The sequence below is a fragment of the Rhizobium tibeticum genome (genome assembly GCF_900110205.1).
GTDB lineage: Bacteria > Pseudomonadota > Alphaproteobacteria > Rhizobiales > Rhizobiaceae > Rhizobium > Rhizobium tibeticum.
The window spans coordinates 17,224-41,201 of sequence record NZ_FOCV01000041.1; the positions used below are offsets into that span (position 1 = coordinate 17,224).

The window sequence follows — 23,978 nt, forward strand, 5'->3', positions numbered from 1 at the left end:
TGCCGATGGAAGCCCGCCGGGACGGTTTTCAAAACCTCCGCCTTGAGGCAGCACCTAGCAGTAGTACACACCAACCGCGCAGCGCCGCACCGTGCGCCGTGCTACCCCGGCGACGCTGACCGGGGTAAGTGGTCGCCCAACCCTCGCCTCGCTGGTCGTCACAAAACTCTGCACGCCGGGAATTAAAAGCTCGGATCCCAGTTCCAATCCGACCAACGCGACGATCCCGGTCAGCAGGACGATTTTGAGTTTCGTCGACACGTTCATTTGGTGTCTCCTACGACAAAGTTAGCTGGAAGCTCATCGATATCGATAAGTTGCTTCGGGTCGTCGACCTTCTTGGCGTCCGTCGGGGCCTTGAAGCTGAAATCCTGCGCGTTTAGTTCCGTGCCGCTCTTCCAGTCGCTGATCTGGACGTTGTACTGCGGTCCTTGGTCTACTTGTGTGGAAGTAATGACATATCTGCAGGGATGAGGGTGCTCGCCTTGTGCGATCCATATCTGCCAGTCGACTTCCTTGGCCCGAAACGCGAGATGATCGCATTCCGTGCCGCCAATCACGCCACTGCCGAGATCCTTCACCTCGACAACGTCGCGCATCAACTCGTCGTAGACGTTTGACTGGAGTAGATCAGCGCCCGGTACGGGTAGGTGATCTTAACTCCTCGATGAGATTGTCAATCGAACCGGGCACTTCGAACTGAGCGTAGAGATTGCTGTCCTTGCTAAACAGCGTCAGCGTCTTTCCGTCGAAGGTGATCTCGACATTGGCAAAGCCGCCGAACCGGGTGGCGCGGATTTTGTCGGGCCGAGCCATATTCATCGTGCCTGAACTTGCCAGCAGCAGTTTCTGATGTTCCTTGTGACTACCTCGAGACTGGTGTCGTAGGCGAACGAGACCGACTTTTGATTGGCCATATGGTCTGACATTGACCAAAGCCTTGGCCTCGGTTTCGCCAGCCGCTGCGTCCGAAGGCGTTCCAGACACGATGGTCAGTGCCAGCACCGCGGATGTAAGCGTGGCTGTGAGTTGCATAGCCGTTTGCGCTATCGTCGTCATCGAGGCAGTCTCCCTTGAACGTTCGTCAGCTATCGACGTGATCCGACCTCATTTGTGCAGGGTTCGAAAATGCATATGTGGTTGAGGCAGCACGACATGATGGCCGCCTTGATTGTGCGGACCCCGAGATGGTTTCCTCGACCACATTTCGCCATCACTGGCAATCACAGCACCAGTTCGGCGCGTATATCTTGAGCAGCGAGAGGTGACCCCGCTATGTCGGCAGGCCGATCGACCCGCCACATGCGCCACTGGTTGGCCCAGGTCTCCTTCAACCAGCGTATCTCGCCTTCACTGATCCGGACCGGTTCGAGGCCGCTGGCATCGGTCTGTTCGCGCTCCAGCCCTGCGTATCCCGCAAACAAGAGCGCACCGCCAAGGGCGAAGTGGAGCAGTGGTTCCCTGAGGAGGTTCACAGGACATCCCTTCAGATGCGGGAGAGCTCATAAGGCATTGTCGAGGCGGGGGACGCGAATATGCGGAACCACTGAAATACTGATACTGCTTGCCGTGTTTGGCAAGACGATAACGCGGAACTAAGCAACTTGCGGATGAACCGAATCACGCGCCTCGCTGATGGGTCGGATGGGAGACAATTTCGCCAACCAGGTGGGAGGGGCTGACTGCTGCAGGAACTTGACGAACTGCGACAGCGCCCGTCCGACACCCCAATCTGTGGTCCCTACTGGTTGATCAGGCTACCGAGCTGGGCAGTAGAAGTTATCCGGCAGATGGAACAGTATGTTACGGACGAGTTTCCCGGTCTTCATTTCGCGGTATCTACTCCGCGGCCTCGATGAAGCGGTGGCGTTCGTAGAGGAACTTCAGCACGGCTTCGCGGCATTTGAGATATGTCCGGTCGGAGGCAAGTTCGATGCGATTGCGGGGACGGGATATGGTCACATCGAGCACTTCGCCGATGCGGGCCGCCGGGCCGTTGGTCATCATCACGATGCGATCGGACAGGAGCACGGCTTCATCGACATCATGGGTGATCATCACCATCGTATTGCCAAGCCGGGCGTGGATATCCATCACCGCGTCCTGAAGATGCGCGCGGGTCAGCGCATCGAGAGCGCCGAAGGGCTCGTCGAGCAGCAGGATCTTCGGTTCCATTGAAAGCGCGCGGGCAATGCCGACGCGCTGTTTCATACCCCCCGAAATTTCTGAAGGCCGCTTGTCCTTGGCGTGCCCCATCTGCACGAGGTCGAGGTTGGCCATGACCCAGTCATGCCGCTCGGCCTTGGTCTTTGTTCTGTTGAAGAGTTTGGCGACGGCGAGGTTCACGTTCTCGTAGACTGTCAGCCAGGGCAGGAGCGAATGGTTCTGAAAGACGACGGCGCGTTCCGGACCCGGTTCGTTGACCTCGCGGTTTTCAAGGAGCACGGCGCCTGCTGAAACTGGGGTCAGGCCGGCGATGAGGTTGAGCAGGGTGGACTTGCCGCAGCCCGAATGGCCGATGATCGAGACGAATTCGCCCTCGGAAATCGTCAGATTGATGTCCTTCAGGACGTCGGCGCGTACGCCACCCCGATCGAAATGTTTGTCGATGTGGTCGAGCTTGAGATAGGCGTTCATCAGTGCGTTCCTCAGTTGGCGACGGCGCCGCGGGTGACAAGTTTGCCGAGCGCGGCCACCAGCTTGTCGAGGGCGAAGCCAACGATGCCGATATAAGCGAGCGCGACGATGATGTCTGGAAGGCGCGATGAATTCCACGCGTCCCAGATGAAGAAGCCGATGCCGACGCCGCCAGTCAGCATTTCGGCGGCGACGATGGCGAGCCAGGAGAGGCCGACGCCGATCCTGAGACCGGTGAAGATGTAGGGTGCTGCCGACGGCAGCATGATCTTCCAGAAAAATTCGAACTGGTTGAGCCGCAGCACCTCGGCGACGTTGCGGTAGTCCTGCGGGATATTGCGGACGCCGACGGCGGTGTTGATGATCACCGGCCAGATCGAGGTGATGAAGATGACGAAGATGGCTGAAGGGTTGGAATCCTGGAAGGCTGCGAGTGACAGCGGCAGCCAGGCGAGTGGCGGAACCGTACGCAGCACCTGGAAGATCGGATCGAGGCCACGCATCGCCCAGACCGACTGGCCAATGATTGCACCGATGATAACGCCGCAGACCGCCGCAAGGCCAAAGCCATAAACCACGCGCTGCAGCGAAACGAGAACGCGCCAGGCGAGCCCGATATCCTGGGAGCCGTAGTTGAAGAACGGATAGGCGATCAGGTCATAGCTATCCTGCCAGACCTGATGCGGCGAGGGCAAAGACGCATCCGTCGATGAACAGAGCACCTGCCAGACGAGCAGGATAACTGCCAGCACGACGGCCGGCGGAACGATATTGCGAAGTGCGGTCAATCCCGCACGACGAAAATCGATCCGCGATCCATGCTTGCCGGAAAATGGCAGAACCTTCGCCGCCGTCTTGGCAGAGGCGGCTGTGGAGGGATTTTCTTTATTTGCCAGGGCGGACATCAACGCGCTCCTCACGTGAATGAAAGGCCGGCGCGCGCGTCGCGCGCCGGATGCGGGGTCAGGAGGCAGCCTTGATCGAAAGGCTGTCGAGGTAGGCGGAGGGATTTTCAGGATCGAAGACCTTGCCGTCGAAGAAGGTCTCCTTGCCGCGGGAAGACGATGCGGGAATGTCGGCTGCAGCGACGCCAAGATCCTTGGCGGCCTCGCGCCAGATGTCTTCGCGGTTCACCTGGTTGACCAGCGCCTTGATGTCGGTGCTCGCTGGCAGATTTCCCCACCGGATGTTTTCCGCCATGAACCAGGTATCGTGGCTCTTGAACGGGTAGGAGGCGCCGTCTTTCCAGAACTTCATATAGAGGTCGGTGGCTTTGACCTCGCGGCCGTTACCATAGTTGATGTCCCCCTTGAGGCGGCCGAGCACATCCTTCGTCGGGACGTTGAACCATTGCCGCTTGCCGAGGATATCTGCCATCTCCGCCTTGTTGTCCATGCTTTCGCACCACTGCTGAGCCTCCATGACAGCCATCAGCAGAGCCTTTGCCGCATTGGGATTCTTTTCGATCCAGTCGGCCCGGAGCCCGAGCGCCTTTTCAGGATGACCCTTCCAGAGCTCGCCGGTCGTGGCTGCGGTGAAGCCGATGCCCTGGTTGACGAGCTGCTCATTCCACGGTTCGCCCACACAGAAGACGTCCATGTTGCCGACCTTCATGTTGGCAACCATCTGTGGTGGCGGCACGACGATGGTCGAAACGTCCTTGTTCGGATCAATGCCACCGGCGGCGAGCCAGTAGCGGATCCAAAGTCGTGGGTGCCGCCTGGGAAGGTCATGGCGGCCTTGACCTCCTTGCCTTCTGCCTTCTTTTTCTCGAACGCGGCCTTGAGCTTGGAGGCATCGAGCTGCACGCCAGTTTCAGCATATTCCTTGGCGACGGAGATGCCCTGGCTATCGAGATTGAGCCGGGCGAGGATCGCCATCGGTACCGGCTTATTGTTCTGCGTCACCTTGCCGGTTTGCATGAGATAGGGCAGCGGCGAGAGGATGTGCGCGCCGTCGATGCCGTTTGCTGCGCCGCCCAACACGAGGTTGTCGCGGGTCGCGCCCCAGGATGCCTGCTTGGCGACATCCGTTTCCGGAAGGCCATGCTTGTCGAAAAGGCCCTTTTCCTTGGCGATGATCAGCGGTGCGGAATCCGTGAGAGCGATAAAGCCCAGCTTGACACCTTTCACTTCAGGGCCTGCCCCGGCTGCGAAGGCGCCGGACGGAAAGGCAGTCTTGACGGCGCCGATGAGGGCAGCCGTTGCAGTCGTCTTGAGTATGCTGCGGCGGGTAACGCCGCTTGTCGAAATCCCAGTCGTCGAAATCTTTGTCATGCGCAGGTTCCCTCTGCTGGCTGAACTTTGGACACAAAAAAACGCCGCCGGAAATTGCGGTCACGGGATCGGAGGATCCTGGACATCAAAAACCTTGCGACGTCGGTGTCGTGTGTAGGCGCTTATGCCGCGCCTATCTGCGCCGGTCGCCGTTGACCGGTGCGTGTCGGAACGTGCAATCAGCGTGCCAGTTCTAGGGGTAACTCGTAACAATATGAAACAAAAGGAGAAATCACGCGATTCCAGGAATGCCTATTCTTTATGCAGACTTTCCATATGCTCATGAAATGTGCGGTTGCTCGTTGTGATCGCCGTCGTGAGAGCACTTATTTGTGCAGCGCACACGGTCGTGAGGCCGTGATGGCGCAGTCGGGGAAATGGATTCTGACCGTGCCTTCGCGTCTGGCGCGCATTCCGCTAATAATACGCCGGTGAAGATGCTGTGAGGGAAAATGAGAAAGCTGGTCGAAGGCGCATAATGTATCGTTTGGAACGTTCGCAAAGGATGCGGGAGCTTAGCCACCCGCCTGGCGGCAACGACTGTTTCTGCCCGTCGCCCGTCGCCTCCTCCCGGATCGCGGTCTGTTTGTGTGGCATCGCGCTTCATCCCCTGCTTTCTTGACGACTTGCCTTCCCTTACAATCGCTTCCGGACACACAGGAGTTCCGTCATGAACGAAGACGCTTTCAACATGTCGATCCGCAAGTTCCTGAAGGAAGTCGGCGTCACTTCGCAGCGCAAGATCGAGGAGACGGTGCGTGAAGGGCAGACCGACGGCAAGAAGCTGAAGGTCCGCATGACGCTGACGGCGGAAGGCACCGGCCTCAACCACGTGGTTGACGGCGAGATCGAACTTCCATAAGTCCGCATTGGGCTTGGTCGCCTGGAACCGCCAGGACCCAACCGCGGCCCGCGACCACATCATCGATATTGCGCAGTCATTGGCGCGGCCGAGCAGGAGAGGGGTGAGTTGCCTGATCGCGACGGTGGAATCCCTCGATCGAACGGAACGGCTTGGTCGGTCCTGGTTCCCGGCCTTGGGCCGCCTGCTCAAGCCGGACCTCCGGCGACGACCCTTTAACGGGTCAAGCCGTGCGCGAACTGACTGCGGCGTCACAGGGCCTGGTATGCTCTTTTTGGGGTCTGAATTGGCAACAACAGCACACAGGCTGGCATGAAGTCGAATATGAACGAGCGCCATGGAAGACGCGGTCCCTTGCCTTCAGGGGCATGCCAAAGAGGTTGCGTGCACTCAAGTACCAGGACTTATGTCATTCGCCGAACGACCCAGAGTGACCGGCCCGCATGAGCGATTCCCGACACGGGCCGGACGCGGGGATCATCTTTGAGCCGTTCGGCCTCTACCACATCAAGAAGCAGAACCTGCTGATCGGTCTCGTTTGCATTCGGCGTGATCCACCAGCGTAGATCCTCGCAGCAGAGCCCAGCCTCCGGGTGCTCCTGGAGGTATTCAATGGCATATTCGGCGTCCGCTTTTCTCGGTACGGTGTCGACGGACATCTGCTCTCTCCTCCTTCGTCTGCGATCTTGCCGCTGTTGGCATGGACGGCTTTGCGCCAGAATCGACGCACGACCGCACCGCGCTCGAAGCGGTTTCGCCGTCGTCAGGTCTTCGGTTCGTATCCCTTCAAGGCGACCAAGGCGCAGTGGTCGCCTTGATCCACGTCCATGCTTTCGACCTGTCCGTAAATTTAGGAAGCGCTACCATCGCCATCTAGTGCCCGTGGCCTGGAGAGACAATGCAAGTAAGTCCGGTCCATCAATGGCCTGAAATGGCTCAGATGCGATTAATTTTAACAGGCTCTTCGTGCCATTGCGATTGGTCTTGTTCTTGGTGTTGGTATGTTGCCCACCACTGCGCTGCCACTGGGGGTCTATTCTATGATCGCCATCTTGAGCTCGGCTTGGCGGCCGAGCCGGGTCATCCAATCACGAAATTGCGGCTGGATCTCTATCTGGCGGCCATAGTGACGAGAGAGTGCGGCACTCAAATCACCGTTGCGACCGAGCTGGTCATCAGCGAAGGCGACCATCTGGGAATTTGGCCAGGCTTGCGGGCGTATTTTCACAAGCCGCGCGAATAGTGCTTCAGCCGGTTCGTCGGGATTGGCTTGCGCCATCAGCGTTATCATCGCGGCCGTAGAGCGCGAGACGCCCATGTGACAATGCACAAGCACGTGGCTCCGAGCGGTACGATCCTGCCGCGATAGAAAGTCCTCGCCGAACTTGAGTACGGCTTTGACGTGATCGTGAGTAGGCATGATCTGGCCCGGAATCGGTGTGATTATGTCATGGAAACGGAGCGTCGTGCGGACATGGTGTCCATAGGCCGAAAAGGCTTCAAGATCTGCGCGATCAGGATCGATGATCGACAGCACATGAGTTACATTGCGGTCGCTTTGCGACGGCAGTTCGTCAATGCCGCACACGGTAAGTTCCGGCTGAAAGGCCAAGTCCATTAGCTTGTCTCCCTTTGTTCGCGTGCCGATAATGACGGCGTTGAAGGCATCGCAACCGATGACGCTGTCCAGCTAAGCCTTAAAGTGAACAATGCAAGCGGTGTTCGCTCATTTATGGGCGTTCAACGATCTGGTGAAAGGGAAAATATAGTGAACAAGGAGAATGGAAGACGCCAGGCGGCTTGGTCTCAAGAGTATAGGCCGTCTGCCCTGCCCAGTCGACATTTAAGTGTCGCTGTCGTTGGCGCAGGATGTAAGACCTTCCATTCTTCGGGGGCTGTCCCTTTGTTCCAGTTACCAATTTCAGGCGTCGAAACGCCTGAAATTACTGTAGTTTTAATCCGTTATGCGGTTGGCCAGTTTTGACTTCCATATTGGCCGGAAATTGGCGGGTTTTCGCCTATTTGGCCAGTTCTAGGTTCGATTTCTCATCCCGCATCGCGCTCAGTGCCGCGAGCTCCGCTTGGATCTCATCGAAACGCGGCCCCGCGGTCTGCAGCAGCCGCTCGCCGGCTGCGGTGGGTGAAACCCGACGCGTCGTTTTTGTCAGCAGTCTCATGCCCAGACGCTCCTCGAGCCCTCGGATCGTTTGGCTGAGGGCCGACTGCGACACGCCGAGCTTGGCGGCGGCCTTCGTGAAGCTTTCCTCGCGGGGCAGACCGTGAGAAGATGACATTGGACCGTCGCAGCTTCCTGGGAGCGGCGGGATCGCTCGCAGCCACCCCGCTTCTGGAAGCAAACCTATCTCCTGCCTTGGCGCAGTCGACATCGGCCGCCGGCTCATCTGCCGGGTGCTTGGGCGACGAAAGGTCGGATCGCTCGAGGTCTCCAGCGTCGGCCTCGGCGTGCAGAACATGAGCCGCACCTACCAGACGACCATCCCCAACCGTCCGGAGATGATCGGCATCATCAGGGCAGCACACGAGCGTGGCGTCACTTTCTACGACGCCGCGGAAGCCTACGGACCGCATGAGGTCGAGCGGATCCTCGGCGAAGGCGTGCAGCCGTTCCGGAACCAGATCGTCATCGCCTCCAAGTTTGGCTGGAACATCGACCTGGAGACCGGCAAGCGGCTGCCGGGGCTCAACAGTCGTCCAGAGCACGTGAAGCTCGCCGTCGAGGGCATGCTCAAGCGTTTGCGGACTGACCATATCGATCTTCTCTACCAGCATCGCGTCGACCCGCAGGTTCCGATCGAGAACGTCGCGGGCGCAGTCAAGGAACTCGTGGCGCAGGGCAAGGTTCTGCACTGGGGGCTGTCTGAGATGGGTCTCAACACCGTACGGCGCGCACACGCCGAGCTGGCGCTTACTGCAGTCCAGAACGAGTATTCGATGCTGTGGCGAGGCCCCGAGGAGGCCGTCATTCCACTCTGCGAGGAACTCGGCATCGGTTTCGTTCCATGGAGCCCGCTGGGCGTCGGCTTCCTTGCTGGCGCCATCGACGAACGGACAAGATTCGCCGAAGGAGACATACGCGGCGTCGAGTCGCGGTTCTCGCCAGAAAATCTGCCGAAAAATCTGGCCCTGGTCGCTCTAGTGAAGACCTGGGCTGATCGCAAGAAAGCGACGCCCGCCCAGATCGCGTTGGCGTGGTTCATGGCCCAGAAGCCATGGATCGTACGGATCCCCGGCACCACGCAGATTGCGCACATGCTTGAGAACATTGGTGCGGCCTCCATCCACTTCGAGCCCGAAGAGGTCGCGGAGCTGAACAAGGCCGTCGCGGCCATTCAGGTAAACGGCGCGCGACTACCTGACCAGGTCCTGGTCGTCTCTGGCGTGGAAGCGCCGCCGCGAACCTGACCGGATTGAGGCATCTTCTATGTACGGCCAAGAGATCAGGACGACACGAAAGGAACGACGATGACGACCGGGATAATCAGGGGCTGCTCGACGGGACTGGGAAGAAGCCTTGCTGAAGCCGCCCTCGACGTCACGGACAAGGGCAGGTGGCTCGGGTTGTTGCTCAGGTGCAGGACCACTTCGGCTCCGTCGACGTTCTCGTAAAGAACGCGGGCTACGGCTACCGGGCTGCGGTCGAGGAGGGTGACGACAAGGAGGTCGAGGATCTGTTTGCCACCAACTTCTTCGGAACCGTCTCGATGATCATCGACCTTAATGCCGACGCCGGCTGACCGGTGTGTCAGTTACACCTAGCAGTCCTTCACCAGAGCGAAGGCATTCCTGCACACACATCTCTCGAACTGAACGACCTAGTTGAATACGCCCAGCGCGAGGGCTCGCTCTTCCGCCTACAAGGCCATGCAACGCGACGCGGCCGAGGCTATCGGCGTCTGCCTCTCTGCTTGCACAATGCGCGATCCCCGAAATCAAGCGGATGCGGTAGCGGTTCATAGAACTGCGTACCAGTTCATTCGAAGCGAAGAGGAGGGCAGCTTGGTGGAGCCCGTGAGCTCACCTCATCGTTGGCGGAAACTCTTTTGGGCCTGGGGTCGGGTTTGGAACTTCTTCCGGCGGCAAGTCAGGATCGGGCTCTTCGATCGGCGGCTGCGGAACATCGGGCGGCAGATCGGGAAGGGGACCAGGCTTAGGGCTTGGAGTCGGCTCGGTTGGAATGGTCGTCATTGCGAACTCCTTTCTAGAGACCCAATTCTCTCGCAGGTCGTTTGTTCCGGAGGAGCGCGGCATGAGGCTCTTCAACTGTCATGGGGGGCCGTCTTCGCTCAAGTAAGCACAGTCGCCGAGGCGAAGAAGGGCCTGATTCCTATCACGGTCCGTTCGTTCATACCGCCGCAGGTGGCGATGTCTAAGGACATGACGGTGGTGCAGTACCTTGCTCGTCTCGCGATGGTAGCGGTCAACGTCATGAACGTTCTGGACTTCGCCGATACGATCACCGGATATTTCAACTGCCGAGAGGCGATGAGAATTGCCGACGAGGCCTACTTCGCCTGCGCCAAGGCTCGGGACGAGCTGGAGTTCATCGAACGTATCAAGGAATGCAGCGAGCGCCTAACAGCGATTGTTACCTCGGTTCAGGAACGCAACGAGCCGACGGAGAGCTTCCGCTATGCGATCGACAAGACACTGGACTCGACGGCCGAGGCGATGAGCGGTCGCTGATCCTCTCTCTCTCTCTCTCTCTCTCTCTCTCTCTCTCTCTCTCTCTCTCTCTCCTAAAACGAGTTCCCGCGACGGCGCGAGATCCGCTGGACCGGCGCAACGGCCAGTTACGGGCCTGATTTCAAGGAGCCGTACGAGGCGAGGGAGTTGCTTTGATGTCAATGTGCCTTGGGCTGATCCACGGGCTTCAGCATGCCGGCGAGCAGGTCGCCGAGCAGCGTGTGCAGGCTCTGCGCGGTTCCGATGTCCATCCGGTACCGACCAGCAATCGCAACAAGCGGGAAGTTGTTTGCGTCAACGATAGCCGATCCCAGGCTGACGTAGACTACGCCATTGTGATGCCTCAGCTCCGTGATGATGTCGACATATTCGACCGGCGCTCCGCCGTCTCGAATCTCCCAGTACTCGGATCCGACCGCAATCTTCCTTCCGCTGCGAACAACTACTTCGTTCTCACTCATCGCTATTCTCCGAGCTTTCTCGCGGGAACCTCCATTCGCCTTACTGCCAAGTTCCTCCATGCAGTTTGAAACATCGCACTCCCCATTTTGATACAAAAAACGAAAGAGCCGCCATTTTCGTTCCGTCTGTATGACCACGCAGGGGAGGCTTCTGTGATGCAGCAGCTTGGCCTTTTCGACACGCTTCGCCGCCCAGCTGTCCGCGTTCCCGCCGTTGTGGATGAGCCGGTCCTGCAGACCGAAACGAACTTCATTTTCAAGCTCAAGCATCCCCGAGACGTCTGGGACCGCGCGCGGATCGAGATCCACCAGCATACCGACTGGCTCTGGATGCGGTCGACGAGTTGGATGACAGCGCCGGCGCCAGCTATAGGGTCGGCGCGAAGTAGGGGCGGTTCGCTCAGACCCGCGAGGACGCCCATTTCTACGCAGTGCACGAAATCGAACAGCGTCTAGACGGCAAAGATGGCCCCGACGCTGCAGTCACCCGAAGCCCATCATGGTCGGCGGCGACAAACCGAAGGTATTCCCGACCGAGATCGAGGCCCTTAGGGCTGTCACAACTCGTCTCCTCGCATACTTCAACGGGCATCTCGTTCGCGACGGTGAGACGGTCCACGCGAAGTCTCAAGCCAACGCACTATTTCCGTCCGTGCGACCGATCGTTCGAGCAAGGTCATTCAGGTGGAAGGGTTGGAGCATGAGCTTCACGTTTGCCGTCGGTGACATACACGGATGCCTCAGGCAACTGGAGGCAATGCTTCGCTGGATCGAACCCTATGGGCGCGGGACTGTCATTTTCCTCGGAGACTATGTCGACCGGGGACCTAATAGCCGGGGCGTTGTGGAGAGGCTGATTGCCGGCCCGAAGTCGCTGGAGTGGAAATGGATCGCGCTTAAGGGCAATCACGAAGACATGATGGTCGGCGCGATGGAGGGCCGCTACGAAGAGTCCTGGTGGCTTGCAAACGGTGGCATCGAGACGGTTGAGTCCTACGGCGGGCTCATTCCGCAGGCTCATTTAGACTGGGCGGATACCCTGCCGCTCATCCACTCTGATCAGTACCGCATGTTCGTACATGCCGGGGTTAAAGACGGCGTCCATCTGGAGGATCAGACACCCCACGATTTGATGTGGACGCGGTTCACTCCCTCCGACTCCAACGAATTCTGGGGCAAGCACCTCGTTCATGGCCATACCCCCTCCGCCCACAATCCCCGAACGATCGGCAATAGAACCAACGTCGATAGCGCATGTGTCTTCGATGGAAGGCTCTCATGTGCGGTCTTCGACGATGATGTCCCTGGAGCTCCGGTTGAGTTCATTGAGGTGAAGATGACTTGAACCAATCTCGTCGTTTCCTGCGACATCTACAAGGTTGCCCTTCAGTGCGGCTGACGCTGGTCGACGTGCATCTGCGTGGGCCCCGAGGAGCCGCGAGCCCTTCGGAAGCTTCGCTTTCCCGAGCAAGACCAGAGGAACTTTTCAACGCCACAGAGCTTTGACCTCCAGAAAAGGAGATCAAACTATGGGTATGAACTCACCAAAAGACGGCGCACCTGGCACAACTGATCAGTCGCCGCGCTGGGAAGGCCCCAAGGAGAACCGGCCACGCGGTTACCTTCCCGCAAAGGATGAGCCGGATGTCGATCGGGACGCTGTGGGCGAAAACAACCAAGACCCGGAACTACGCCGGCCGTCTGACGCCCTCAAGACTAAAGAGGACGCGAAGGGCCAGTTTGCGAAATCGGGCGCCGACGCGGAAAGCAGTGGAGTCGCAAGCGCGAAGCCTACTGTGATCACCGGGTCCGAAGATGTAACCGGAAACCGCACTCCGCCTGGAACTGAGGGGCCAGAAAAGGATTGGGATGTCAATTTTGACGAAACCGAACCGGACCGTTCTCGCTAGGCTCTCAATCTAACAACTCGCTAACGCCACCTTCACCGGTCGGCGGGTTTTTTGCCTTAGGCTCGCCCTGGTGGGGCGACAGAAGGATTGGTCGTCAGCAGGCGTACGACCTCCGCAGCCAACTCTGTCACATCGTAGACGATTGCAGCTCCATGGTTACCAGTTGCAGTCGTCACTATCTGCGTACGGTCAGGAAGCGCAACCAGCGATACGACCTGGTTCGGGTTTACGAAAACAGGCATCGCAGCCTGTCCAATCAGGGTCAATTGCACGAGCCTCATTTCATTCCTCCGGCACGAACGGCGGTCTTCGCGCTTTAAAACGCAGGAGATTGAGTAGAGTTCACGTGGCTCTCCAAATGATGAACCGGGTTACACGGGGCGAGCGGGGGTGGCCGAACTATCCAAAAGGATAGTGTGAATATTCGCACGCACGATTCACTTTCTGGTGCGGCAGTGCTTTTCTATAAGTGCCTGAAGAAGGAGTTTCCCATGGAAACCCAGCCATACAGCGTTCAAAAGAACCTCAACATCTACTGGTCGGTGGTCGAAGAAACCACCGGGCGGGAAGCCGTGGTCAACGGATTTGTCATGGACATGCTCACTGCCGAAGAGGCCGAGGAATTGGCAGGCGCGTTGAACCGAGATGAAGAGCAAGCGTTTCTATTGGTCGCCTGAGGCGACGAAACGGGGGCACCGCAATCGGCCCAGAAGCGTGGCAGCCTACCTGGGCTTTCCCCTGCCGTTTAACCGACCAGCATGACGTTCGTTCGCAGGTTTTCGTCATGTTCGGCTGCGATCCGCCGCCAGGTCTCGTTGAGGTTCTGATATGGCCGAGCAAGCACATCCAAACCGTTTCGCCCCTCGCGACCATTGCTGCTACATGCGCAAGGCAACGATAGACGGCCGGCTAGGCTGGGTGCTGATCGACAGTGACGGCTATATCGTGCTGTTCACGGAAAACCGCAGCGAAGTGTTCTTCGAGGCATTCATGCGCGAACTCACGCTCGTGTGGCGCCATTGACCATTTTTGAACGGAACGGAGACCTCTCGGACGCGAAACAATCCGGCCCATTGCGCATTTATCACCTGATCGCTCACTCCGGCATACAGGGTGCAGGCGTGCCTGTGGTCACAGGAAACATGTGGTTCGGGTTAGCAGAATGGCTGGCTCATACGTTCATCGACGAGGCGAAGGTGCGCGGAAGGACAACTTTCGCCCAGGATTAGGCGCTGCACATCGGCTGCAAGATCGTCTGGCTCGCCTACCTCGTCCTGTCCGCAATGCTGCTGCATGGGCCGTCTATCTCGCCTTGGTGGCGGTGACGTTCGGTCTGGCATCGTTGCAAATAGGGTGGCTTAGATGAGACTGGGTGGCCGCCGCTCTGTCCGGCTGCCAGTCATACCAGCCACCGGGACAGGGGATTTGGAGGGCTCTGTAGAGCTCAAGGCGCAGCGAACGCGATGTTCATGACACCCTTCGCAAAACAGAACAGCGAAAACACCGCTTCGGGGAGCCGGCAGCATTCAGTCGGCTGCCTCTGGAGCAGCTAACTTCGGAGTTTAGCAAGTGGTTAGCATACGCTTGGTTTGTCCCAGTAAGCAAAGAAGCAGGCCAGAACTGACAACCCAGCACCCGATGCGAACCGCGGACGTGGTGATCCATGCAGCCGAAGCGAAGTATTTCATCGTAATTCCAGTTCCGCGCTCTACTTCTACCTTTAGAAGGAGCACTAACTTGGAAAATCTAAGAGAATTTGCTTCCAGCACAAATGGCGATCGGTGGTTTCTAGGCATCGACGACGTAACAAACAGAGAGGTGGTTGTTCACCGTGGCAACCCATCGTCGGGCGGTCATGAAACGACGACTCTCGTGACTTCATTTCTAAATCAGCGCCCGTTTGGCCCGGAACACAAGGCTTTGGATTCGTTGCTTGCGGATCGAAGGGCCATCGAGAGCGAAGAGACGCCCACCAATCCGGTCTAGCGCTACATAGAATACGCGCGGTGAGCCGCTGCTGCCCCGGCGATCGAGAACCACGGCTTCGGGCCGTGGACAGCGGTCAAGCCGGGAGGGTAGCCAGGCACCAATTCGAGGCCACGCCTCCCTCTTCGTAATATTGCAGTGCGCGAACGGCGCCGGTCCAGGCACTCAGCACGCTAGGAGAAATGCGCCGTGGAACTGCAGGACTTCGCGGGGAGCGTTCACATTGGCGTGACCCATAATTTAATGTGGCACAAAACACCTTTCCGGCCGTTTTGCGTGTTGAACGCAGATGGTGAATATAATGAGAAAGATCGCAGTCTTGAGCCTGTCTCTGGTGGCTGCATTTTCGACAGTGATGCCAGCGCAGGCTTTCCCAACCCTCAACGGGCCGACGTTTCAAGCTTCGGACCTACAGCTGATCCAATATCGCAGGCACTTCCCCCGCGCATACGGCCGACACTACGGTGGCTCGTGGGGCGGCTATAGGAACTACGGCCGCAGCTACTACGGCGGCTATCGGCCCTATGGTGGCTACCGGTACGGACGCTATGGCGGCTACGGCCGCGGCAACTACTATGGTGGTTACAACGATTTCGGCCTGCTGTTCGGCGGACTAGCGACGGGCGCGATTATTGGCGGCATGCTCGCTCAGCCGAGATATTATGCTCCGCCCAGATATTATGGCTACTCGCACGTTGACTGGTGTTATTCTCGATATCGATCCTATCGGGCATATGACAACACGTTTCAGCCTTACTACGGCCCTCGGCGTCAGTGCATTGGTCCTTACTAGAATCCGCTCCTGACGCCCACTGCGCCAACAGGGAGGGGCAGCGGCACCTATCAAACCGCGGACCTTGGCAGAGAACCGCTGTCTGATGTGCTTTCATGGAGCATCGAATGCGAATTATTCCAATGATTGCTAGCGCAACGCTCGCAATCGCTTTGGCAGCTTGTACCACCTCAACGACGGAGATCCAGCCGCTTCCAGGAAGCCTGACATACGGCGGCAGGGTCGTTCATTCTCCCTATCGGCCAGGAACTGTCATCAAAAACACATTCCTCGGGCAGTTCGGCTACCGCGTTAACGAGCGCTATGTCGTCCAGCCTGACGGGACGCTAAAACTCACGTATCAAAACGCCGGACAAGACTACTATATCGAATGAGGGCCAACGAGCCCTCGGTTCAGCCCGTCGCCGGTTTGTCACCCGGTCGGCGGGTTTTGCGCGTTTAAGTTCAGCGAGCCACCGGAGACGGCCGCCAGCCTCACTGACCATGTAGATCGCAAGTTCCAAAGCAGGTTGCGCTGGCTCCTCTGCTCCTGGCTCGTACCGACAAAAGTGAGCTGCGTCGATCCAGTCTTTAGCGATAATGATCGAAAATTTCCTGATGCTGGCACTTCTGCTGCTTAGCGCCCATTGGTTGTGCGATTACCCGCTTCGAGGCCAGTTCCTTTCGAATGCCAAACAATCAAGGCCAATACGCGTTTACCATCTGATTGCTCACTCCGGCATCCAAGGCGCCGGCGTGGCGGTGGTCTCGGGTAGCATATGGCTCGGTTTGGCTGGATGGACAACTCACGCGACGATCGGCGAGGCGAAGGTGACGGGGAGAACAACGTTCGCCCAGGACCACGCCTTACACATCGCCTGCAAAGCCGTCTGGATGCTCTTCCTCGTCCTGTCCGCCAAACTCTCGGCTGGATCGCTTTCATTGCCATCCTGGCGCTGACCTTCGCTCTCAGCACTTTGGCAGCGTGGTGGCCCCGATGAGCCCGCGAACAGAGAGGATTGTCTTGTTTCTGCTCTGCGCCGTGGCGGTCGTGGGGCTGATCATGGCTTTCACTTAGATCCACGAGCCGCGCTCGAATGCCAATGATGGCGGCGTACTATTCTTTGACGTGGATCGCGTTGCCATCGGCGGCGGTCGCTTAATGTCGGTGATCTCTCGATCACAGAAATGGCAATGATTTGAGTGGTCGCCGATGCTGATCTTCTGGCCGTTGTCGATCCACATCGCATGTATGAATGCCATGTTCGCGTTGTCTGCTCGTTTCAGCGGTCGCCGTGTCGCACTCGATCGCGATAGCGTTCGCGCTCCTCTTCGGTGGCGCCTGTTTCGACGTCCTGGCCGAGCACGCGGCGAGAGGTCGGCGTTGCCCACGGTTTCGAGTGGTTCTCGCGCTCCCATAGTGACTTGGCGAGCCGTTCTATCTCGTCCTCGTTCATTCGTTTCTCCTCTGACGCTTCGAGCGGCCAGAGTAACTGCACGTTGTCGATACTGTCATGTGCTTTAAGTGAGGGCCACGCAGACCGAGGGCGACGATCCTCGGGTAGCCATCGCTGCCATCGCGGAGGCCAACAAGATGCAGGGCTGCTTATGGCGCCCTAAAGCGGAAACTCCACGCTTGCGGTGGGATCATGGGTGCATGAGATTTGCGCGAGACGCTCAGGTTCTTTCGCGCTATGAAGAGTGATCATAGATCCCGCCTGTCAGACACTGAGGTCCTCCACATGGCTTTGAAAGTCCTTTTCATTGGCGGTACCGGCCAAATCTCGTTTCCGTGCGTCGAGCGCGCCGTTACCCAGGGTCATCATGTCAGCATCTACAACCGCGGCTTGAGAAGCGACCCGCTGCCTGCGGGCGTCACCTCGATCGTCGGCGAACTTGGATCGACGGCCTACGCGGATCTCGCCAAGGCCAATTATGACGTCGTATGCCAGTTCATCGCCTTCACGCCCGATCAGGTCGCGCGCGACATCGAGGTGTTTGCGGGCAATTGCGGTCAGTACATTTTCATCTCTTCGGCCTCGGTCTATGAGAAGCCGGCGCGTCACTATGTCATTACTGAGAAGACACCGGCGATCAATCCCTACTGGCCCTATAGCCAAGCCAAAATTGCCTGCGAGGATTTGCTCAAGAAATCCAAAAATCTGGCCTGGACAATCGTCCGCCCTAGCCACACCGTTCGCACGGGTCTGCCGATCATGATGGGCGACAGCGACGTCATGGCGAGACGCATGCTGGATGGCGAGCCCACTATTGTAGCGGGCGATGGCCACACGCCCTGGACACTGACCCGCTCGGTCGATTTCGCAGTGCCTTTCGTCGGGCTTTTCGGCAAGCAGGCGGCGCTTGACGAGATTTTCCACATCACCTCCGATCGCGCACACATCTGGGACGATATTCAAAAGACGATCGCCAGATTGCTCGGCGTAGAGGCCAAGATCGTCCACGTGCCGACGGACACCCTGATCAAGTACAATCCGGATTGGGTAGGCCCGCTAATCGGCGACAAGGCCTGGACTGCGATCTTCGACAATTCGAAGGTCAAGCACGTGGCGGGTGACTTCACCTGCGCGGAAAGCTTGGATGAAGTCCTGGCTGAGCCAATCATGCACGTCAAGCAGCGCTTGGCGAAAAGCCGTCCGGCAAGGGGTGAACTCGATGCTCTGGTCGATAGGATTTGCGCCGCGCAAAGCGCTCTCGGATAGGCATTTTCTTTGAGGGTTCCTCTCTGCAGTTGGCGCAGATCGACGCGGTAGGGCGCTTAGATATCGTGGCGGCCGGAATTTTGAAACGCGTTAGCTGTGATGTGGAGAAGTAATGAGGAGCAGGGCCCCTGCCACGAGGCGGCCTACACTGGATTCGTGGGACGAATTGCTGCGGACGCGCTAGTAGCCTAGCGCTAGTGCGCAGCCAATCACCAGAGTCAATTTCAAACATCTCGCGAGGTTGACGTCCGACAGGCGGTCAACCTATTGGGGCAGAACCGGTTATAGCCCTCCGATTCCACCGATGCGCAAAAAGCACCAATGCCGAGCTTTCTTGTCAGTACGACCACGGTCGTGGACGCCCCAGACGAAAACACCGCCGCCGAAATCGCCTTTGTCAAAATCGCAACGCTACCTAACCTTGCCTTCGAAGTTCGGTCAGACGAAGAACGTGTGACGAGGATTGAATTAACCCTCCAGCGCCGGCAAGAACTCACCGGGTCGCCGTGACGTAACCCCAGGCGCGACGAACATTACATCCGGCAGGCGTATTTTCGCTTGCGAAGGACAAGCGTCGGCTACATGTTGGTGCCGTCTCGTAGTTCATGAGGTAATCTATGCCAACCGGTACAGTAAAATTCTTCAATGCCGACAAAGGGTTTGGTTTTATAAGTCCTGATGGAGGCGGCAATGATGTGTTCGTACACATCTCGGCTCTTCAGGCTTCCGGCATCCAATCGCTTCGTGACGGGCAGAAGGTGTCGTTCGATACGGAGCCAGACAATAGGGGGAAAGGCCCTAAAGCCGTAAACATCGAAGTGCGGTAATCCTCGAACGCAGTGCGGGGTCCCCTCCGTCGGCCGACTCGATTTCGTCGCCAACGATTGCGGAACTGTGCGCATCGTTCAAGCTGTCGTCCATAGACTCTGCCACCAGGCACGCTTGACTAGTCTTCCCGCTCCGTCCCGTTATCGGCGATGTGCAACGGCTCAGTGCGCGTGACCCTTGTCGGGCAGCTCGTCCTCACTAATTAATTAACTTGTAAGACTTCAGTTCCTCTCGATTCATCCATGCAATAAGCGCGCGGCTGCCATAACTTGTGTCGCCCAACAATCGTCTCCACCTGCCAGGTACGCCACGCGTGTCTATTGCATACCGGCGCTGCGACCTATGGTCGGCACGCGCGAGGAGACAGTCATGAACGACATTTCGAAAACTCTTACTGATATGACCGTTTTCGAGAGATCAAGCTTGATCGAAACCGTTGCCGATGCTCTCGAGGCAACCGCCGACGCAGCAGGGGATGAAGGCGATGCGCGCTTCGTCGCCAACTCACTGTTCGTTGCCAATACAATCCGAGGCTTGTCCGGCGACCTTGCGCCAGGGGATATCAAGGCAGCAGAGGTCCTCCTCGAGCAGGGCATTATGCTCGTCCAGCAGTTCTCGAACCGAGGAAGACAGGGCGTGCTCAACTAGCGGCTCACCGCAGACATCTTTCCTACACGCTCCAAGCGGGGCTCTAAGGCAACATGGTACGACCATTATCACTCTCGTTCATCTCCATTTTCTGTTTTAGGGTGCACTAAAGGATAACGTGACTTAGCTGAGAATGTCGCCATTCTATGCTGGGTTTTGCGGGCGATGGCGATGCGCCGTCCAACAGGGAGATGACGCACTCGATGATCGATCACGTCAAGCACGGATGGGCTCTCTTAGCTCTCAGGCTCCCAGAATTCCGCGTACTTTCGGCAGCTGCACCTGAGATGGGGGAACTTCTGGAATGCTACAGCCTAGCAAATCTACACTTGGAAAAGCATCGTCGGGAGCACGATAGCGAAGAAGTTGAAAGTTATGAGGAGTTGCGCCTCGGGATCGAGGCGGAAGCTCGCTCCTATCTACAGCAATCCCACCGAATGGCGGGATAGGAGGGTTTCGGCAAAGGACGCTGTCGGCCCGCGAGTGCATCGACTATGATGGGAGCGAATAAGGCGGCCTGACAATTTGCGGTTCGCCGAATGTTGGGGTGCGAGAACCTAAGCTTCTCGCCCTGTTCATCCGTCAGCATGTCTCGAGGACTTGGCCCCCTGAATAACCTCGGCAGCGTTGCAGCGGGTGTTGAACGAAGGATCCCGGTTTGGCGTTTCAGCGACGCGATTCCTTACGCGCTGGCGACAAGGAAGAGATTGACGCCGGTTGCGTCAGAAATCATCTGGAGCTTGCCGGGAGAAAACCCGGCATCCCGCGCCAGCCTGCGGATAGCGCCTCCTGAACGGCGATCAGGATCCAGTTCCCGACCGCTTCAACGTAAGATCGGGACGGATGCCTGTGACTGAAATTGCCGACCCCCTGCCGGCGAGTATCTTGATCTGGTCGATGTCCTGTAATCGGTCTTTGTCGTTGACGTGAATGCGATGACCGTCCTGCATGTCTCCTGGCTGGGCGGCGAGAAGGCTGGGCAGCAGCGCGAACCTGCAGGAACTTTGGGGTCGGTGCAACTGTTACTATGATGACGGCGAACCGCTCCTTCGATTGGCTTGCAGCAGCTTTTGCGATATGAAGTCGGCATGATCAAAGCATCGAGTACCCCCCCACATCGTTCTCCCGCGCTAACGCGAGGAGCCTGAGCGAGAGTCTGAAGGGCTTCTCGCCTTGCATTCGCTTGCCATGGCGCATGCTGTCAGGAACGTATGTAGAGAGAACATCGATGAACAACCATTTTGAAAGCCCTTTCGAGGGCATTACGCTCGACAAGCAGGTCACAAATCCCAACATAATCGTTGGGCGATACAGCTATTATTCGGGCTACTATCATGGCCACAACTTTGACGATTGCGCCCGGTACCTTTTGGGTGACGAGGGAGCCGACAAGCTCGTAATTGGGAGCTTCTGCTCAATCGGATCGGGCGCTGCCTTCATCATGGCGGGCAATCAGGGGCACCGTAACGAATGGATCAGCACGTTTCCGTTTTTCTGGATGCCGGAAGTACCCGAATTCAGCGGAGCGGAAAACGGATACCTGCCTAGCGGCGACACCGTGATCGGCAACGATGTCTGGATCGGTTCTGAGGTTATCGTCATGCCTGGTGTCAAGGTTGGCGATGGCGCAGTGCTCGGAACGCGTGCAGTGGTGACACGCGATGTCGAACCATACACCATAGTTGGAGGCAATCCCGCCAAGCCTATCCGCAGGCGTTTCGAGGATAGGAAGATTGAATTGCTACTCGAAATGAAGTGGTGGGATTGGTCTGATGCAGCGTTGGGGGAGGCGATGCCTATCTTGACCAGCGGCGATGTAGAAGCACTTCATCGCCACTGGCTGTGGGCCAATCGCCAAGGCTGACACGAACAGGTCCGTCCGGAATACTACCGGGCGGACCCTCCGGCTGACAAGTTGACACGGTGGCCCACCGGTAGGGTCGACGCCAAAGCGCCACAAGCAGCCATGCCGTTTTGGCGGTGTGCTGGTTGCGGCGCTTCGGTGGGTGTAAGCTGCCGGCACTGTTGCATGTTCATGCAAGGCAACGATGATGAGTACCCCCGCGCTCGACCGGAAGCTGCTCGCGATCCTGGCGGCGGATATGGTAGGCTACTCGAAGGCGATGGAGGCCGATGAGGCGGGCACCATCAAGCGCCTGAAGGACATCCGCGCCGAGCTGATCAATCCCGCCATCTCTGAGCGCCATGGCACCGTTATCAAGCTGATGGGCGACGGCGCGCTCGTCGCCTTCGACAGCGTGGTGGATGCGGTTGCCTGCGCCGCGGAGTTTCAGAATAGCGTGGCGGCGCGCAACGCTGGTCTGCCGGAGCCGGAGCGCATCGTATTCCGCGTCGGGATCAATCTGGGCGATGTGGCGTTGGTGGATGGCGATGTGTATGGGGATGGGGTGAATGTCGCCGCGCGGCTGGAGCATTTGGCCGAGCCGGGCGGCGTGATGGTGTCGGGGACGGCATACGATCATCTCCAGGGCAAACTCGACTGGCCGCTCGATTTCGCCGGCAATCAGCAGGTCAAGAACATCAGCCGCCCGGTGCGGATGTATCGGCTGAGGCTCGACGGCAAACGGGCGCGTCGCCCATTTCTCGGAATGATACCGCGTTGGGCGAAGCCGGCTGCGGCGGCGATCGTGGCGCTTGCTCTGGCGGGCACCGGCGTCTGGTGGTTCTTGCAGCCCGAACCTTTGAGCGGCAAGCCGTCGGTGGCGGTGCTGCCCTTCGACAATTATGGCGGCGACGAGGCGAGCGGGCGTCTGGCCGATGGCCTGACTGAGGACATCATCACCGACCTCGCGCGGTTTCCCGAATTCGAGGTGGTGGCGCGGAATTCGACGGAAGTTTTTAAAGGCACGCCGGTGGATGCCCGCCAGGTCGCAAGTGCGCTCCATGTCGGCTTTGTACTTGAGGGCTCGATCCAGCGGCAGAGTGGCCGGGTACGGATCACAGCACAGTTGATCGATGCAAAAACCGGCCACCATCTTTGGTCGGAGAATTGGGATCGGCCCGCTGAGGACGTGTTTGCCGTTCAGACTGAAATCGCAGAGCAGGTTGCCAACCGCCTCGGCGGCGGAGTGGGACTGATTCAAGAGGCCGGGCGGGCTGCAGCCAAACGTAAACGGCCTGAAATCCTGAATGCCTATGATTACTATCTTCTGGGGTCCGAGAAGATTGAAAAGCTCACCAAAGCCGATGACCAGGAGGCCATCACGCTTCTCAACCGCGCCGTCGAACTGGACCCGGGGCTGGCACGGGCCTGGGTGGAACTTTACCATGCTCATGATCTAATGGGTGTTTTTGGCGTCGATCCCGAGAGTAACCGCAAGACTGCTGCCGATGTGGCCGAACGCGCGGTACGGCTTGATCCGAGCGACGCTGAAGCACATGCAGTGTTTGGTATGAGCCTTGCCAACAAGGGCGACATGGGCCGCGCCAAGTCTGAGCTGGACACGGCCCTTCGTCTAGCTCCGGGTTCGTCTGAAATCCTGACTTTCTATACCGGCTTTGCAGCACGCTTCGGTGAGCCCGAACGCGGCGCTCAAATGGTCGACCAGGTAATGCGGCTCGACCCGAACTATCCGATGTGGGCGTCCAACTTCTTCGCACCTGCCTATTTTATGGCGGGCCGATATGAGGACGCGGTGAAGATGCTGGAGCGCATGACGCCTAACAACTACCAAAAGTGGACTTGGGTGGTGCGTAGCAGCTCGCTCGCGGCACTGGGTCGAACCGATGAGGCAAATGCCTCGGTTATAGAGGCTCTCAAGCAGCACCCGGACCTGACTGTCGAGAGCATGATCAATGAACCCGGCCTAAGCACAATGGAGCGCAGTCGGTTCATAGAGACGATGCCGCTAGCTGGCTTCCCGGCGTGCGCCAAGCACGAGGCGCTGGCGAAATTCGCCAAACCTGTGCGACTGCCGGAATGCGAGGCGGGGAAGGCGAACCCTCTCGGGCAGCCCTAGAACAGCCGCGTTGGCAATGGCCGCATTGGGCCGCCGAGAGCGGTCGGCCTTGGCGGAATTGCCGCCAATCCCGGCCATTGCGACCGTTGCAGAATTCCCTATTCTGCGATGTCGCAAAAGTCAGGAAAACAAGTGTCGTTTTAATCGGGACTTCTCTAATCGGCCCTCACGGGTCAAGCCCTTCAAACCTG

General features: G+C 58.3%; 25 protein-coding genes and 5 pseudogenes. 18 read left to right on the forward strand and 12 right to left on the reverse strand.

Going from position 1 to position 23,978, the window contains the following annotated elements:
- Positions 1-54 precede the first annotated feature (54 nt).
- The 6 genes and pseudogenes from BSG20_RS29445 to BSG20_RS29470 form a co-directional block, all read right to left on the reverse strand.
- The gene (locus BSG20_RS29445) at positions 55-267 is read right to left on the reverse strand and encodes a hypothetical protein (protein WP_072381110.1); all 213 of its coding nucleotides are present in this window, start codon (positions 265-267) and stop codon (positions 55-57) included.
- Positions 264-1,059: pseudogene (locus BSG20_RS29450) on the reverse strand (DUF2092 domain-containing protein). Before BSG20_RS29450 ends, BSG20_RS29445 begins: the two are co-directional and overlap by 4 nt.
- 164 nt (positions 1,060-1,223) lie before the next feature.
- Positions 1,224-1,475, reverse strand: a complete 252-nt coding sequence (locus tag BSG20_RS29455; RefSeq protein WP_072381108.1) for a hypothetical protein — start codon at positions 1,473-1,475, stop codon at positions 1,224-1,226.
- 364 nt (positions 1,476-1,839) lie between these two features.
- Positions 1,840-2,637 carry an ABC transporter ATP-binding protein gene (locus BSG20_RS29460; RefSeq protein WP_072381106.1) on the reverse strand — a complete coding sequence of 266 codons (798 nt, stop codon included), beginning with the start codon at positions 2,635-2,637 and terminating at the stop codon, positions 1,840-1,842.
- A gap of 11 nt (positions 2,638-2,648) precedes the next feature.
- Positions 2,649-3,542 carry a nitrate ABC transporter permease gene (gene ntrB, locus BSG20_RS29465; protein WP_072381104.1) on the reverse strand — a complete coding sequence of 298 codons (894 nt, stop codon included), beginning with the start codon at positions 3,540-3,542 and terminating at the stop codon, positions 2,649-2,651.
- Between the two features lie 58 nt (positions 3,543-3,600).
- Positions 3,601-4,913 (reverse strand): annotated as a pseudogene (locus BSG20_RS29470) (CmpA/NrtA family ABC transporter substrate-binding protein).
- Positions 4,914-5,583: 670 nt separating this feature from the next.
- Here BSG20_RS29470 and BSG20_RS29475 point away from each other — a divergent pair.
- Both BSG20_RS29475 and BSG20_RS38690 read left to right on the forward strand, forming a co-directional pair.
- Positions 5,584-5,775: a DUF6494 family protein gene (locus tag BSG20_RS29475; protein WP_072381102.1), complete on the forward strand. Its 192-nt coding sequence runs from the start codon at positions 5,584-5,586 to the stop codon at positions 5,773-5,775.
- Positions 5,774-5,872 (forward strand): annotated as a pseudogene (locus tag BSG20_RS38690) (LysR family transcriptional regulator); the annotation flags it as partial. The gene BSG20_RS29475 and the pseudogene BSG20_RS38690, both read left to right, overlap by 2 nt.
- Before the next feature lie 307 nt (positions 5,873-6,179).
- On the opposite strand, the gene BSG20_RS29485 reads toward BSG20_RS38690, so the two are convergent.
- The 3 genes and pseudogenes from BSG20_RS29485 to BSG20_RS38490 all read right to left on the reverse strand — a co-directional run.
- Entirely contained in the window at positions 6,180-6,434 is a 255-nt protein-coding gene (locus BSG20_RS29485) for a hypothetical protein (RefSeq protein WP_072381100.1), read from the reverse strand.
- A 374-nt stretch (positions 6,435-6,808) separates the two neighbouring features.
- A complete protein-coding gene (locus BSG20_RS29490; RefSeq protein WP_072381098.1) occupies positions 6,809-7,393 on the reverse strand; it encodes a tyrosine phosphatase family protein in 585 nt (194 codons plus the stop codon).
- 427 nt (positions 7,394-7,820) lie between these two features.
- Positions 7,821-8,069, reverse strand: a pseudogene (locus BSG20_RS38490) (LysR family transcriptional regulator); the annotation flags it as partial.
- Here BSG20_RS38490 and BSG20_RS29500 point away from each other — a divergent pair.
- The 3 genes and pseudogenes from BSG20_RS29500 to BSG20_RS29515 all read left to right on the forward strand — a co-directional run bounded on the left by BSG20_RS29500 (position 8,063) and on the right by BSG20_RS29515 (position 10,479).
- Positions 8,063-9,198, forward strand: a pseudogene (locus BSG20_RS29500) (aldo/keto reductase). The pseudogenes BSG20_RS38490 and BSG20_RS29500 overlap by 7 nt on opposite strands.
- Positions 9,199-9,344: 146 nt before the next feature.
- Entirely contained in the window at positions 9,345-9,530 is a 186-nt protein-coding gene (locus BSG20_RS37865; protein ID WP_072381096.1) for an SDR family NAD(P)-dependent oxidoreductase, read from the forward strand.
- 628 nt (positions 9,531-10,158) lie between these two features.
- The gene (locus BSG20_RS29515; protein ID WP_143147548.1) at positions 10,159-10,479 is read left to right on the forward strand and encodes a hypothetical protein; all 321 of its coding nucleotides are present in this window, start codon (positions 10,159-10,161) and stop codon (positions 10,477-10,479) included.
- 158 nt (positions 10,480-10,637) lie between these two features.
- On the opposite strand, the gene BSG20_RS29520 is transcribed toward BSG20_RS29515, so the two are convergent.
- The gene (locus tag BSG20_RS29520; RefSeq protein WP_093041566.1) at positions 10,638-11,255 is read right to left on the reverse strand and encodes a hypothetical protein; all 618 of its coding nucleotides are present in this window, start codon (positions 11,253-11,255) and stop codon (positions 10,638-10,640) included.
- A 385-nt stretch (positions 11,256-11,640) separates the two neighbouring features.
- Here BSG20_RS29520 and BSG20_RS29525 point away from each other — a divergent pair, with 385 nt between their 5' ends.
- Complete coding sequence (locus BSG20_RS29525) at positions 11,641-12,285, forward strand: metallophosphoesterase family protein (RefSeq protein ID WP_072381155.1); 645 nt, start codon at positions 11,641-11,643, stop codon at positions 12,283-12,285.
- Positions 12,286-12,601: 316 nt separating this feature from the next.
- A complete protein-coding gene (locus tag BSG20_RS37075) occupies positions 12,602-12,850 on the forward strand; it encodes a hypothetical protein (RefSeq protein WP_083540025.1) in 249 nt (82 codons plus the stop codon).
- A 56-nt stretch (positions 12,851-12,906) separates the two neighbouring features.
- Here the strand turns inward: BSG20_RS37075 and BSG20_RS29535 are convergent, their stop codons facing one another.
- Positions 12,907-13,131 (reverse strand): hypothetical protein, encoded by a 225-nt coding sequence (locus BSG20_RS29535; protein WP_072381085.1) that lies wholly within the window; start codon positions 13,129-13,131, stop codon positions 12,907-12,909.
- Positions 13,132-13,266: 135 nt separating this feature from the next.
- Here BSG20_RS29535 and BSG20_RS29540 point away from each other — a divergent pair, with 135 nt between their 5' ends.
- From BSG20_RS29540 to BSG20_RS29560, 6 genes are all read left to right on the forward strand, one after another.
- On the forward strand, positions 13,267-13,527 hold the full coding sequence (locus BSG20_RS29540) for a hypothetical protein (protein WP_306372259.1): 261 nt from the start codon (positions 13,267-13,269) through the stop codon (positions 13,525-13,527).
- A 151-nt stretch (positions 13,528-13,678) separates the two neighbouring features.
- Positions 13,679-13,873: a hypothetical protein gene (locus tag BSG20_RS35905; RefSeq protein ID WP_072381083.1), complete on the forward strand. Its 195-nt coding sequence runs from the start codon at positions 13,679-13,681 to the stop codon at positions 13,871-13,873.
- 714 nt (positions 13,874-14,587) lie between these two features.
- Complete coding sequence (locus tag BSG20_RS35910; protein ID WP_143147549.1) at positions 14,588-14,836, forward strand: hypothetical protein; 249 nt, start codon at positions 14,588-14,590, stop codon at positions 14,834-14,836.
- Between the two features lie 301 nt (positions 14,837-15,137).
- Positions 15,138-15,629: a BA14K family protein gene (locus BSG20_RS29550; protein WP_072381151.1), complete on the forward strand. Its 492-nt coding sequence runs from the start codon at positions 15,138-15,140 to the stop codon at positions 15,627-15,629.
- A 107-nt stretch (positions 15,630-15,736) separates the two neighbouring features.
- On the forward strand, positions 15,737-16,003 hold the full coding sequence (locus BSG20_RS29555; RefSeq protein ID WP_370874334.1) for a hypothetical protein: 267 nt from the start codon (positions 15,737-15,739) through the stop codon (positions 16,001-16,003).
- Positions 16,004-16,226: 223 nt separating this feature from the next.
- Complete coding sequence (locus BSG20_RS29560) at positions 16,227-16,568, forward strand: DUF3307 domain-containing protein (RefSeq protein ID WP_072381147.1); 342 nt, start codon at positions 16,227-16,229, stop codon at positions 16,566-16,568.
- Positions 16,569-16,891: 323 nt separating this feature from the next.
- Here BSG20_RS29560 and BSG20_RS36730 read toward each other — a convergent pair whose 3' ends face one another.
- Positions 16,892-17,065 (reverse strand): hypothetical protein, encoded by a 174-nt coding sequence (locus BSG20_RS36730; RefSeq protein ID WP_167371622.1) that lies wholly within the window; start codon positions 17,063-17,065, stop codon positions 16,892-16,894.
- Positions 17,066-17,350: 285 nt separating this feature from the next.
- Between BSG20_RS36730 and BSG20_RS29570 the strand changes: the two genes are divergently transcribed.
- From BSG20_RS29570 to BSG20_RS29600, 5 genes are all read left to right on the forward strand, one after another.
- Positions 17,351-18,331 (forward strand): SDR family oxidoreductase, encoded by a 981-nt coding sequence (locus BSG20_RS29570; RefSeq protein WP_072381076.1) that lies wholly within the window; start codon positions 17,351-17,353, stop codon positions 18,329-18,331.
- 617 nt (positions 18,332-18,948) lie between these two features.
- Positions 18,949-19,158, forward strand: a complete 210-nt coding sequence (locus BSG20_RS29580; RefSeq protein WP_072381072.1) for a cold-shock protein — start codon at positions 18,949-18,951, stop codon at positions 19,156-19,158.
- A 370-nt stretch (positions 19,159-19,528) separates the two neighbouring features.
- Positions 19,529-19,807 carry a hypothetical protein gene (locus BSG20_RS29585; protein WP_072381145.1) on the forward strand — a complete coding sequence of 93 codons (279 nt, stop codon included), beginning with the start codon at positions 19,529-19,531 and terminating at the stop codon, positions 19,805-19,807.
- Positions 19,808-21,035: 1,228 nt separating this feature from the next.
- A complete protein-coding gene (gene catB, locus BSG20_RS29595) occupies positions 21,036-21,671 on the forward strand; it encodes a type B chloramphenicol O-acetyltransferase (RefSeq protein ID WP_072381068.1) in 636 nt (211 codons plus the stop codon).
- Between the two features lie 187 nt (positions 21,672-21,858).
- Positions 21,859-23,787, forward strand: coding sequence for an adenylate/guanylate cyclase domain-containing protein (locus tag BSG20_RS29600; RefSeq protein ID WP_072381143.1), 1,929 nt, complete (start codon positions 21,859-21,861; stop codon positions 23,785-23,787).
- Positions 23,788-23,978: the final 191 nt, after the last annotated feature.